The organism is Achromobacter spanius, from assembly GCF_003994415.1.
Lineage (GTDB): Bacteria > Pseudomonadota > Gammaproteobacteria > Burkholderiales > Burkholderiaceae_B > Achromobacter > Achromobacter spanius_C.
Genome location: NZ_CP034689.1, coordinates 1,112,889 through 1,125,034, shown reverse-complemented (window position 1 = coordinate 1,125,034; position 12,146 = coordinate 1,112,889). Strand labels below are relative to the sequence as shown.

Annotated in this window: 10 protein-coding genes; 6 read left to right on the top strand and 4 right to left on the bottom strand. The window is 64.8% G+C overall.

The window, feature by feature from the left end; genetic code table 11:
* Window positions 1-126: 126 nt before the first annotated feature.
* Window positions 127-1,122: a Bug family tripartite tricarboxylate transporter substrate binding protein gene (locus ELS24_RS05075; RefSeq protein WP_127183575.1), complete on the bottom strand. Its 996-nt coding sequence runs from the start codon at window positions 1,120-1,122 to the stop codon at window positions 127-129.
* Between the two features lie 272 nt (window positions 1,123-1,394).
* Window positions 1,395-2,294, bottom strand: coding sequence for a LysR substrate-binding domain-containing protein (locus ELS24_RS05070; RefSeq protein ID WP_050447493.1), 900 nt, complete (start codon window positions 2,292-2,294; stop codon window positions 1,395-1,397).
* Between the two features lie 151 nt (window positions 2,295-2,445).
* On the opposite strand from ELS24_RS05070, the gene ELS24_RS05065 reads away from it, so the two are divergent.
* The 3 genes from ELS24_RS05065 to ELS24_RS05055 are packed head-to-tail and all read left to right on the top strand — an operon-like array spanning window position 2,446 to window position 5,457.
* The gene (locus ELS24_RS05065; RefSeq protein WP_127183574.1) at window positions 2,446-3,360 is read left to right on the top strand and encodes an SDR family NAD(P)-dependent oxidoreductase; all 915 of its coding nucleotides are present in this window, start codon (window positions 2,446-2,448) and stop codon (window positions 3,358-3,360) included.
* Between the two features lie 7 nt (window positions 3,361-3,367).
* Window positions 3,368-4,228: a MaoC/PaaZ C-terminal domain-containing protein gene (locus ELS24_RS05060; protein WP_127183573.1), complete on the top strand. Its 861-nt coding sequence runs from the start codon at window positions 3,368-3,370 to the stop codon at window positions 4,226-4,228.
* Window positions 4,225-5,457, top strand: coding sequence for a CaiB/BaiF CoA transferase family protein (locus tag ELS24_RS05055; protein ID WP_050447498.1), 1,233 nt, complete (start codon window positions 4,225-4,227; stop codon window positions 5,455-5,457). The genes ELS24_RS05060 and ELS24_RS05055 overlap by 4 nt, the downstream gene beginning before the upstream one ends.
* A gap of 362 nt (window positions 5,458-5,819) precedes the next feature.
* Here the strand turns inward: ELS24_RS05055 and ELS24_RS05050 are convergent, their stop codons facing one another.
* A complete protein-coding gene (locus ELS24_RS05050; RefSeq protein ID WP_050447499.1) occupies window positions 5,820-7,343 on the bottom strand; it encodes a fumarate hydratase in 1,524 nt (507 codons plus the stop codon).
* 169 nt (window positions 7,344-7,512) lie between these two features.
* Entirely contained in the window at window positions 7,513-8,280 is a 768-nt protein-coding gene (locus ELS24_RS05045; RefSeq protein ID WP_127183572.1) for a crotonase/enoyl-CoA hydratase family protein, read from the bottom strand.
* Between the two features lie 279 nt (window positions 8,281-8,559).
* Here ELS24_RS05045 and glyQ point away from each other — a divergent pair, with 279 nt between their 5' ends.
* From glyQ to gmhB, 3 genes are read left to right on the top strand one after another with little or no spacing between them, the layout of a single operon-like run.
* Window positions 8,560-9,471 carry a glycine--tRNA ligase subunit alpha gene (glyQ, locus tag ELS24_RS05040; RefSeq protein ID WP_006217557.1) on the top strand — a complete coding sequence of 304 codons (912 nt, stop codon included), beginning with the start codon at window positions 8,560-8,562 and terminating at the stop codon, window positions 9,469-9,471.
* On the top strand, window positions 9,472-11,610 hold the full coding sequence (gene glyS, locus ELS24_RS05035; protein ID WP_127183571.1) for a glycine--tRNA ligase subunit beta: 2,139 nt from the start codon (window positions 9,472-9,474) through the stop codon (window positions 11,608-11,610).
* Window positions 11,607-12,146 carry a D-glycero-beta-D-manno-heptose 1,7-bisphosphate 7-phosphatase gene (gene gmhB / locus ELS24_RS05030; RefSeq protein ID WP_050447502.1) on the top strand — a complete coding sequence of 180 codons (540 nt, stop codon included), beginning with the start codon at window positions 11,607-11,609 and terminating at the stop codon, window positions 12,144-12,146. The genes glyS and gmhB overlap by 4 nt, the downstream gene beginning before the upstream one ends.

Here is a 12,146-nt window from a genome sequence, read left to right as displayed (position 1 = left end):
GCCTAGCCGACCCCACAGCAAACAGATATAGAACAAATCTGAAATGCGGGACCACAATCCGAAGCGCGCCAGAATGTGGCCCGCATTATCGATGCGCTATATCACGGCGGCTTATTCCAAGGATCCCTATTCCAGCTTGATGTTCGCCGTCTTGATCAGGTCGCGCCACTTCACGATTTCATTGCGCACGAATTCGCCAAACTGCTCGGGCGTGCCGGGCTTGGGTTCGGCGCCCGCCGCGATCATGCCCTTGGCCGTGCCCGGGTCCGACAGCACCTTCACCATGTCGGCGTTCATGCGCTTGACGATGTCGGGCGGCGTGCCCTTGGGCGCCATCACGCCGCTCCACGAATAGGCCTCGTAGCCGGGCAGGCCCGACTCGGCGATGGTGGGCACGTTGGGCAGCATGCTGGACCGCGTGGGGTTGCCCACGCCCAGCGCGCGCACCTTGCCGCCGCTCAAGTGCGGCACGGCGGACGGGCCGTCCGCGAACATCACCTGCACCTGTCCGCCCAGCAAGTCCTGCATGGCGGGCGCACTGCCGCGATAGGGCACGTGCTGGATGCGGGTGCCGGCCATGGCGTTGAACAACTCCCCGGCCAGATGCGTGCCACCGCCCGTGCCCGATGAGCCGAACGAGAGCTTGCCGGGATGTTGTTTGGCATAGGCGATCAGTTCGCTCACCGTGTTGACCGGCACCGACGCATTCACCACCAGCACGATGGGAAACACGGCCGCCATGCCCACCGGCACGAAGTCAGTGGTGATGTCGTAGGTGAGGTTGTTGCGCAGGCTGGGCAGCACCGCGTGGTGGATCGAAGCGAAGAAGAAGTTGTAGCCGTCCGGCGCCGCCTTGGCGGCGTACTGCGCGCCGACGATGCCACCCGCGCCCGACTTGTTGTCCACCACGGTGGGCACGGACCACATCTGGCCCAGGGGCTGCGTGGTGAAGCGCGCGGTGGTATCCACCGGCCCACCGGCTGGGAACGGCACGATGAAGGTCACGGCGTGGCCAGGCCAGGTGGCGGCACGGGCAACGGAAGGCAACAAGGTGGGCAGTACGGCTGAGGCGCATGCGGCGCCCAGCCCCGCGATGACGCGGCGGCGTTGAGGATCAATCACTGCAGTCTCCAGGTCTTGGTGTTATGCACGGTCAAGCTTTGGTGCTGCCGCCCGCCGTTTTTTATGCGCGCTGTTGTTGCGCTTTTTTATTATTTGCCGAGCGCCCGGATTCGCCGCTACACATTTTCAAAAGCCCCTCTTTCGCACGACCTGAATGTTCGGTGAGCGGACAGGATTTTCCCTAGGGCCTGGCGCGGATACGGCATCCGGCGCAGGCCAAAGGGACGACAGGCAAGTGGGACCACAAGCAAGTCGAATCGAACCCCGTGCGCTTACTGCCCGCGCGCGGCGCGTTGCACGTGTTCGATGAAGCATTCGGCGAAGCTGGGCAGATCCCGGCCGCGCTGCCGGCATAGCAGGCGGTCGCGCAGCGCCCAGGGGTCTTCCAGCTTCAGCACGTGCAGCGCGTCGGGCCGGCTGTAGCGCGCGGCGCAGGCGCGTGGCACCACGGCAATGCCCGCGCCCGCTTCCACCATGCGGCACACTGCTTCGAAGCTGCCCACGTGCACGCGCTGGCAGATGCGCTTGCCCAGGCCGCTGGCAATATCTTCCAGAAAGGTCTGGATGGCGCTGTCCGGGTGGATGCCCACGAACTGATAGGCATCGACCAGGTCCACGAAGTGCGCGGACTTGGAGGCGGCCAGCGGGTGGTCCAGCGCCGTCACCACGGTGAGTTCGTCGCGAAACAGCGGCGTTACGTCCAAGCCTTCCACGTCGATGTTGCCGGCCACCAGGCCCAGGTCGCCCGCGCCCGCGCGGATGGCAATGACAATGTCGCCAGAAATTTTTTCTTCCAGCTCGACATCCACGTCAGGGTTTTCCGCCAGGAAGGTGGACAAGGCGTCGGCCAGGAAGGAATTCGTGGCCGTGGTGTTGGCAAGCAAGCGCAAGCGCCCTTTCAGGCCGCTGGCGTAGGGCTGAAGATCAGCGTTCAGGCATTCCAGTTGACGGAAGACGGCGTTGGCGTGCTTCAGCAGCACTTCACCCGCCGGCGTCAGCGCCACGCCCGTGGCCAGCCGCACCAAGAGGCGCGCCTTGAAGGCTTCTTCCATGTGCTTGACCCGGGCGCTTGCCGCCGGCAAGGACAGGAACGTGCGTTCCGCCGCCCGGGTCAGGTTAAGGGTTTCGCCCACGTTCAAAAACAAACGCAGGTCGGTCAGATCATGTCTCATGTTCCACCACGCAGAAGGGGGGCATTTCTAATTTTGAATTCTTCGAATGCCGTCACGAATCTACCATGGGGCATTCCCATGAACCAGACCGGTTGATGCGGAACTGTTTTCCAACGACGGCGCGTGCGCCGCAGCAAAGGAGTCAGAGTCAATGAGCGGCATCATTTCCGGAAAGGTAGTGGTCGTCACCGGCGCGGGCGGCGGCATCGGGCGCAGCATTGCGCTGGCGATGGCCGAAGCGGGCGCCAAGGTGGTGGTGAACGACATCGGCGTGTCGCTCACGGGCGAAGGCGGCGCGCAAGGCCCGGCGCAAGAGGTCGTGCGCGAAATCACGGCAGCAGGAGGGCAGGCCGTCGCCAACACGGACAGCGTGGCCGCGTACGACAGCGCCAGCCGCGTCGTGCAGACGGCCATCGACGCCTTCGGGCGCATCGACGCCGTCATCAACAACGCGGGCAATCTGCGCGACCGCGTTTTCCACAAGATGAGCGAAGAGGAATGGCGCCAGGTGATCGACGTGCACCTGAACGGGTCGTTCTTCATGAGCCGCGCGGCGGCGCCGTACTTCCGCGAGCAGGAATCGGGCGCCTTCGTGCACATGACGTCCACCTCGGGCCTGATCGGCAACTTCGGCCAGGCCAATTACGCCGCTGCAAAGCTGGGCATCGTGGCGCTGTCCAAGTCCATCGCGCTGGACATGGCGCGCTACAACGTGCGCTCGAATTGCATCGCGCCCTTCGCCTGGAGCCGCATGACGAGTTCCATTCCGGCGGAAACCGACGAAGAGAAAGCACGCGTCGAAAAGTTGAAGAAGATGGAAGCCGGCAAGGTCGCGCCGATGGCCGTGTACCTGGCCAGCGATGCGGCCAGCGAAATCACCGCGCAGATCTTCGCGGTGCGCGCCAACGAAATCATGCTGATCAGCCAGCCGCGCCCGCTGCGCACGGTGCATCACAGCGAAGGCTGGACGCCCGAACGCATTGCCGACATTGCCGTGCCGGCGATGCGCAAGCACTTCTACGCGTTGGAGCGTTCGCCCGACGTGATCGACTGGGACCCTATCTGAGACCGCCATGCCGCTGGATTACGCCACCGTGAAAGACTGGCGCTTTGACGAGGTCCGTCAGCGCTACGACCAGAAAGACACCATGCTGTACGCGCTGGGCATCGGGCTGGGGCAAGACCCCGAGGACACCCGCCAGTTGCGCTACGTGTACGAAGAGGGCTTGCAGGCGTTTCCCACGATGGGCGTGGTGCTGGCCTATCCCGGCTTCTGGGTGCGCGACCCGCGCACCGGCATCGACTGGGTGAAGGTGGTGCATGGCGAACAACGGCTGACCGTGCACGCGCCCTTGCCGGCGTCGGGCATGGTCGTCAGCCGCACGCGCAACACACATGTAATCGACAAGGGTGCGGACAAAGGCGCCATCGTCATCAATGAACGCACGCTGCATGGCGAAGACGGCGCCTGCCTGGCCACCTTGCGGCAAAGCACGTTTTGCCGGGGCGACGGCGGCTTCGGCCAGGGCGATGCCAGCCCCGAACCGCTGCCCCCTACGCCGGATAGCGAGCCGGACCTGCGCTGCGAATTGCGCGTCGCGCCTAATGCGGCGCTGTTGTATCGGTTGAACGCCGATCCCAATCCGTTGCATGTGGACCCCGAGGTGGCGCGCCAGGCGGGGTATCCGCGCCCCATCCTGCACGGGCTGTGCTCATACGGCGTGGCCGCGCACGCCATCGTGAAAAGCTGCTGCGACTACGACGCCTCGCGGCTGACCAGCCTGAACACGCGCTTTTCGGCGCCGGTGTATCCGGGCGAGACGCTGCAATGCGATATCTGGCGACAGCCGGACGGGCAGCTCCAGTTCCTGGCGCGCTCGCTTGAACGCAACGTGGTGGTGATGAGCCACGGTACCGCGACGGTGCAGTCATGACGCGGCCGCCCGCGCTGGACGGCATCCGCGTATTGGACTTGTCGCGCATCCTGGCCGGCCCCTGGTGTACGCAGAACCTGGCCGATTTAGGCGCCGACGTCATCAAGATCGAACGCCCGGGTGTAGGCGACGACACGCGCGCCTGGGGGCCGCCGTATTTGCAGGACGCAAACGGCCAGGACACCAGCGAATCCGCCTACTACCTGAGCACAAACCGCAACAAGCGTTCGGTGGAAGCGGACATGGCCACGCCCGCGGGCGCGGCGCTGATCCGCGAGCTGGCGGCCGTCAGCGACATCCTGGTCGAGAACTTCAAGGTGGGTGGGCTGAAGAAATATGGGCTGGACTACGACAGCCTGAAAGCCATCAACCCGCGTTTGATCTATTGCTCGGTGACCGGCTTCGGGCAGGACGGGCCCTTTGCGCAGCGCCCTGGGTATGACTTCATGATCCAGGGCATGGGCGGGCTGATGAGCATTACGGGTGAACGTGATGACCTGCCCGGCGGCGGCCCGCAGAAGGCGGGCGTGGCGGTGACGGATATCGTCACGGGCATGTACGCCACCGTCGCGATTCTGGCGGCATTGCAGGAACGGCATCGTAGCGGCTTGGGGCAGCATCTGGACATCGCCCTGCTGGATAGCCATGTGGCGCTGCTGGCGAACCAGAATTCCAACTACTTCAATTCCGGCGTGGCGCCCACGCGCGCGGGCAACGCGCATCAGAATGTGGTGCCTTATCAGGTGTTCGCGGCCAGCGACGGCCATCTGATCGTGGCTACGGGCAACGAATCGCAGTATCGGGCGTATTGCCGCGCCATCGGTGTGCCGGAGCTGGGCGACGACCCGCGCTTTGCCACCAACCGCTTGCGCGTCACGAACCGCGAGGAATTGATCGGGATACTGACGGCGATCATGCAGGCAGGCCGCCGCGATGATTGGATTGCAAAGTTGGAGGCGGTGGGGGTGCCTTGCGGCCCGATCAACAACATCGCGCAGGCTTTCGCGCATCCACAAGCCCAAGCCAGGCAGTTGCGCCGCGATTTGCCGCATCCCTTGGGCGGCACGGCACCCGTCACCGCCAGCCCATTAAGATTTTCGGATTCGCCGGTGGTCTACCGCCGCGCCCCGCCGCTATTGGGCGAACACACGGAAGAGGTGCTGCGCGAGGTATTGAAAAAATCCCCCGCCGCCATCGCCGAATTAATAAAACCGACAGATGGCACGTAGGATGGGTGCAGCGCGGCAGGCCAAATGCAAGAACCCCAACGCCGATCGCGCGAAACCCATCAAGCAGCGCCGGAATCCTTAACCAATTCAGCCACAGCACCGCCGTTGCATGATGGGTTACGCGCGATAAACATCAGGGTTCTTGTCCGCATCCGCGCGCGCTTCACCCATCCTACGATGTGTCCGCACATTCCACCGCCGAGAAAAAGACGCACGTAGGATCGGTCCGCACATCCATCGCCGAAAAAAAGAGGCACGCAGGATGGGTCCGCACATCCATCGCCACAAAAAAGAGGCACGTAGGATGGGTGTAGCGCGGCAGGCCCGGGGTAAGAACCCCACCGCCGACCGCGCGAAACCCATCAAGCAACCGCGACCGGAATCTTCCCGATCTTGGCTTGCCATTCCTTCGGACCCGTCGTGTGGACCGAGGTGCCCTTGGCGTCTACCGCCACGGTCACCGGCATGTCCTTCACGTCGAATTCGTAGATGGCTTCCATGCCCAGGTCGGCAAAGCCCAGCACCTTGGCGCCGCGTATGGCCTTGGACACCAGGTACGCCGCGCCGCCCACGGCCATCAGATACGCCGAACCGTGCTTCTTGATGGCTTCAATCGCGACCGGGCCGCGTTCGGACTTGCCGATCATCGAGATCAGGCCGGTCTTCTCCAGCATCATGTCGGTGAACTTGTCCATGCGCGTGGCGGTGGTGGGGCCGGCGGGGCCGACCACTTCGTCGCCCACCGGATCCACCGGGCCCACGTAATAGATCACGCGGTTGGTGAAGTCCACGGGCAGCGGCTCGCCCTTGGCCAGCATGTCCTGGATGCGCTTGTGCGCGGCGTCGCGGCCGGTCAGCATCTTGCCGGACAGCAGCAGGGTCTGGCCCGGCTTCCAGCTGGCCACTTCTTCCTTGGTCAGCGTGTTCAGGTCCACCTGCTTGGACTTGTTGTAGTCCGGCGCCCAATGCACTTCCGGCCATTCCGACAGCGACGGCGGATCCAGGCGCGCGGGGCCCGAGCCGTCCAGTTCAAAGTGCGCGTGGCGCGTGGCGGCGCAGTTCGGAATCATCGCAACCGGCTTGGACGCGGCGTGCGTCGGGAAGGTGCTGATCTTGACGTCCAGCACGGTCGTCAGGCCGCCCAGGCCTTGCGCGCCGATACCCAGCGCGTTGACCTTTTCGTAGAGCTCGATGCGCAGCTCTTCCAGCTTGTTCTGCGGGCCACGGGCCAGCAGTTCGTACATATCGATGTCTTCCATCAACGACTGCTTGGCCATCAGCATGGCTTTTTCAGCGGTGCCGCCGACGCCGATGCCGAGCATGCCCGGGGGGCACCAGCCGGCGCCCATCGTCGGCACGGTCTTCAGCACCCAGTCCACCAGCGAATCGCTGGGGTTCAGCATGGCAAACTTGGATTTGTTTTCCGAACCGCCGCCCTTGGAAGCGATTTGCACGTCGACCTTGTCACCTTGGACAAGCTCGACGTGCAGGATACAGGGCGTGTTGTCGCGCGTGTTCTTGCGCGCGAACAGCGGGTCGTCCAGCACGGAAGCGCGCAGCGGGTTGTCGGGATTCAGATAGCCACGGCGCACGCCTTCGTCACAGAGCTCTTGCAGGGTGCGCTTGGTGTCAAAGCGCACGCTCATGCCGATCTTCAGGAAGACGTTGACGATGCCGGTGTCCTGGCACAGCGGACGCTTGCCTTCGGCGCACATGCGGGAATTGGTCAGGATCTGCGCCATCGCGTCACGCGCGGCGGGGCTTTCCTCGCGCTCGTAGGCGCGCGCCAGATGGCGGATGTAGTCGACGGGGTGGTAGTAGCTGATGAACTGAATGCCATCGGCTATCGACTGGATGAAGTCTTCTTCTTTAATGATGACGGACATGGCGATTTGCGGGTCTAGATGGAAACTGGATATTGAAAACGCGGCTGGCACTATCAGCCAACCGCAGTGGAAAGAACAATTTTTGCCGCCGGGCCGCCCCAAGGCAAAAAAGCGGCCCCCTCGGGGGGCAGCAAGCGAGCGTAGCGAAGTGCGGCGTGGGGGCTCACATTCACTTGCCCTGCCAGACCGGCTTGCGCTTTTCAGCGAAAGCGGTCGCACCTTCCTTCGCGTCGGCCGACGAAAAAATATGGGCGATCAACGGGCGTTGGCGGTCGAACATGCCTTCCTGTTCCCAATCAACGGCCTGCGACACGATGCTCTTGGCGGTCTGCACGGCCAGCGGGCCGTTTTCGACGATGGCGCGCGCCAGTTCCAGCGCGCCGGCCAATGCGCCGCCCGGCTCGGTCAGGCGGTTGACCAGGCCAAACGAATGCGCGCGTTCGGCGGTCAGCATTTCGCCCGTCAGGATCACTTCCATGGCGATGTGGTATGGCAGGCGGCGCGGCAGGCGCAGCATGCCGCCGGCGCCGGCCACCAGGCCGCGCTTGACTTCCGGCAGGCCGAACTTGGCGTTGTTGGCGGCCACGATCAGGTCGGAAGCCAAGGCCATTTCGCAGCCGCCAGCCAGCGCGTAGCCTTCCACGGCGGCGATCAGCGGCTTCTTGGGCGGGCGCTCGTTCAGGCCGGCGAAACCACGGCCTTCAACATAGGGGCGCTGCCCGGATTTGGCGAATGCCTTCAAGTCCATGCCCGACGAGAACGTGCCGCCGCCACCCGTCAGGATGCCGATGCGGATGTCGTCGCGGCTGTCCAACTGGTCCAGCGCGGCGGCCATGGCCTGGGCGGTTTCCAGGTTGATGGCGTTCTTGGCTTCGGGGCGGTTGATCGTGATGATCTGGATGCCGTCGGTGACTTCCACCGTGATCAGGTCTGACATAGGACTGCTCCTTCCGGGATTTCTCGGAATCGGGTTCCGGGTTTTATATAAGACTTGGGACGTAACCCGGAATCATACGACCATTGGTTTTCAGGCGCAGCCGGGCGGCTTCCCGAGCGTCCGCCAGGGGCACACTCGGCCCGGCCGGGGGATGCCATCCGGGCATAGATGTAACCGCCCGACCGCGCCCGCCAAACAGGACGGCCCCGGGCCAGTTAAAATGCCCGGTTTCCCACGCCCACGGCAGGCCTGCCTGGCGAGTCGAATTCCAAGAATCCTATGCTCACCTTTCAGCAAATCATCCTTACGCTCCAGGAATACTGGGACAAGCAGGGTTGCGCCCTGCTGCAACCCTACGACATGGAAGTCGGCGCCGGCACCTCGCACACGGCCACGTTCCTGCGCGCGATCGGCCCGGAGCCGTGGCGCGCCGCCTACGTGCAGCCGTCGCGTCGCCCCAAGGATGGCCGTTACGGCGAAAACCCCAACCGCCTGCAGCACTATTACCAGTACCAGGTGGTGCTCAAGCCCGCGCCGCCCGACATCCTGGACCTGTACATCGGTTCGCTGAAGGCGCTGGGCATCGACCCCACCCAACACGACATCCGCTTTGTCGAGGACGACTGGGAAAACCCCACGCTGGGCGCCTGGGGCCTGGGCTGGGAAGTCTGGCTGAACGGCATGGAAGTCACCCAGTTCACCTACTTCCAGCAAGTGGGCGGCCTGGATTGCACGCCGACCACGGGTGAAATCACCTACGGCCTGGAACGCCTGGCCATGTACCTGCAAGACGTGCAAAGCGTGTACGACCTTGTCTGGACCGAGGGCGCCAACGGCAACCGCGTGCTCTACCGCGACGTGTTCCACCAGAACGAGGTCGAGCAATCGACCTACAACTTCGAGCACTCGTCGGCCGACATGCTGTTTGCGCACTTCAACGACTACGAAGCCGAAGCCAAGCGCCTGATGGACGTGCCGCTGGCGCTGCCAGCCTACGAGGCCGCGCTGAAAGCCGCGCACACCTTCAACATGCTGGACGCGCGTGGCGCCATCAGCGTGACCGAGCGCGCCGCCTACATCGGCCGCATCCGCAACCTGTCGCGCGCCGTCGCGCAGGCTTATTTCGATTCCCGCGAACGACTGGGCTTTCCCATGCTGCGCCGCAATCAGGCCGCCGGGGAGGCTGCATAAATGACGACGAACATCCGCCCCCTGCTGGTCGAACTGCTGACCGAAGAACTGCCGCCCAAAGCCCTGCAAAAGCTGGGCCAGGCCTTTGCCGAAGGCGTGCGCGCCACGCTGGAGCGCCACGGCCTCTTGGCCGAAGGCTGCGCGGTCACCGCGTATTCCACGCCGCGCCGCCTGGCCGTGCACCTGTCCGCCGTGCTGGCGCAAGCGCCTGACCAGCCCTATGCCGAAAAGCTGATGCCCGCCAAGATCGGCCTGACCGAAGACGGCAAGGCTACCCCAGCGCTGCAAAAGAAGCTGGCCGCCAAGGGCCTGGAAAATATCGACCTGGCCACGCTGGACCGCGAATCCGACGGCAAGCAGGACTACCTGGTGGCTCGCGGCACCGCCCCGGGTTCTTCACTGGCCGTTGGCTTGCAGGAAGGCATCGACACGGCGTTGAACAGCCTGCCGATCCCCAAGGTGATGCGTTACCAATTGGCCGACGGCGTCACCACCGTCAAGTTCGTGCGCCCGGCGCACGGCCTGGTTGCGCTGTTCGGGGCCGACGTGGTGCCGGTATCCGCGCTGGGCATGCAGGCCGGCCGCGACACGCTGGGCCACCGCTTCATGTGCGCCGGCCCGGTATCGTTTGCCGACGCCGATTCCTACGCCGCCACGCTGGCTGAAAAGGGCCGCGTTGTGGCGTCCTTCGAAGGCCGCCGCGACGACATCCAGCGCCAGTTGCTGGACCACGCCGGCCGCCTGTCCGCCACGCTGGGCGACGACCCGGAAGTGGCCGCGCTGCTGGACGAAGTGACGGCGCTGGTCGAACACCCCACCGTCTACGTGGGTCAGTTTGAAGAGCAGTTCCTGCAAGTGCCGCAGGAATGCCTGATCCTGACCATGCGCTTGAACCAGAAGTACTTCCCGCTGTTCGACCCGGCCACCGGCCGCCTGACGCACCGCTTCCTGATCGTGAGCAACATGCACACGGACAAGCCGGTGAACATCGTCGAAGGCAACCAGCGCGTGGTGCGCCCGCGCCTGGCCGATGCCCAATTCTTCTTCGAAACCGACCGCAAGACGCCGCTGGCCTCGCGCGTGGAACAACTGGGTTCCATCGTTTATCACAACAAGCTGGGCACCCAGCTTGAGCGCGTCGAGCGCGTGCGCGCCATCGCGCGTGGCGTGGCCGAGCAACTGGGCGGCGACGTTAGCGCAGCCGACCGCGCCGCCATGCTGGCCAAGGCCGACCTGGGTTCGAACATGGTGGGCGAATTCCCCGAGCTGCAAGGCATCATGGGCGCCTACTATGCAGCGGGCGACGGCGAACCGGCCAGCGTCGTCGAAGCGCTGCGCACGCAGTACCGCAACCGCTACGACGCCCCCGTCACGCAAGACACCCTGACCGCCGCCACGCTGTTCATCGCCGAGCGCGTGGAAACGCTGGTCGGCATCTGGGCCATCGGCCTGGCGCCCACGGGCGAACGCGACCCCTTCGGCCTGCGCCGCGCGGCGCTTGGCCTGATCAGCGCGTTTGAACAATTGGCGGCCGGTGGCTGGCTGAAGGTCAGCCAGGACGGCCCGCTGTCGCTCAATGGCCTGCTGGAACTGGCTGCGGGCACGTTCCCCGCCGGCAAGATCCCGGCCGACACGCTGGCTGAAGTCCGCACCTTCATCTACGAGCGCTACCGCAACCAGCTCATCAACGATTTCGACCGCAATGCGGTGGAAGCCGTGATTGCGCTGACGCCGCCGCTGCATCAGGTGGCCGAGCGCGTGCGCGCCGCCGCCGCCTTCGCGCAACTGCCCGAAGCCGCCAGCCTGGCCGCCGCCAACAAGCGCATCGGCAATCTGCTGAAGAAGGCCGAAGGCGAGATCGGCGCGGTGAACGAGGCCGCGCTGGTCGAACCCGCTGAAAAGGCCCTGGCCGCCACCGTCGCGCAGCTGCGCCCGCAAGCCGAAGCCCAGTTGGCCGTGGGCGACTTTGCTGGCAGCCTCTCCACGCTGGCGCAAGCCCGCGAACCGGTGGACGCCTTTTTTGCCGACGTCATGGTCATGGCCGAAGACCCGGCCGTGCGCGCCAACCGGCTGGCGTTGTTGAGCCAGTTGCATGGCCTGATGAACCAGGTGGCCGACATTTCCAGGCTGGCACAGTGAAACTCATCATCCTAGACCGCGACGGCGTCATCAATCAGGACAGCGATGCGTTCGTCAAGAATCCCGACGAATGGATCGCCCTGCCCGGCAGCCTGCAAGCCATTGCCCGGCTGACGCAGGCCGACTGGAAGGTGGTGGTGGCCAGCAACCAGTCGGGCTTGGCGCGCGGCCTGTTCGACATGGACACGCTGACCGCCATCCACACCAAGATGCGGCGCGAACTGGCCGCCGTGGGTGGCGCGATCGACGCGGTGTTCCTGTGCCCGCACGGGCCGGATGACAACTGCACTTGCCGCAAGCCGCGTCCGGGGCTGTTTGAACAGATCGGGCACCGCTACGACATCAACCTGGCCGGCGTGCCGGCGGTGGGCGATTCGCTGCGTGATCTGCAAGCATCGTCCGCGGTGGGTTGCGCGCCGTGGCTGGTGCAGACCGGCAATGGCAAGAAGACGCTGGCCAAGGGCGGCCTGCCCGAGAACACCCGCGTGTGCGAAGACCTGTCGGCGGTGGTCGACATTCTGCTTCAGGACAATTGA

Coding starts and splice junctions, on each gene's coding strand:
- ELS24_RS05070 (WP_050447493.1), bottom strand. CDS start 2,294: ATGAGACATGATCTGACCGACCTGCGTTTGTTTTTGAACGTGGGCGAA.
- ELS24_RS05065 (WP_127183574.1), top strand. CDS start 2,446: ATGAGCGGCATCATTTCCGGAAAGGTAGTGGTCGTCACCGGCGCGGGC.
- ELS24_RS05060 (WP_127183573.1), top strand. CDS start 3,368: ATGCCGCTGGATTACGCCACCGTGAAAGACTGGCGCTTTGACGAGGTC.
- ELS24_RS05055 (WP_050447498.1), top strand. CDS start 4,225: ATGACGCGGCCGCCCGCGCTGGACGGCATCCGCGTATTGGACTTGTCG.
- ELS24_RS05050 (WP_050447499.1), bottom strand. CDS start 7,343: ATGTCCGTCATCATTAAAGAAGAAGACTTCATCCAGTCGATAGCCGAT.
- ELS24_RS05045 (WP_127183572.1), bottom strand. CDS start 8,280: ATGTCAGACCTGATCACGGTGGAAGTCACCGACGGCATCCAGATCATC.
- glyQ (WP_006217557.1), top strand. CDS start 8,560: ATGCTCACCTTTCAGCAAATCATCCTTACGCTCCAGGAATACTGGGAC.
- glyS (WP_127183571.1), top strand. CDS start 9,472: ATGACGACGAACATCCGCCCCCTGCTGGTCGAACTGCTGACCGAAGAA.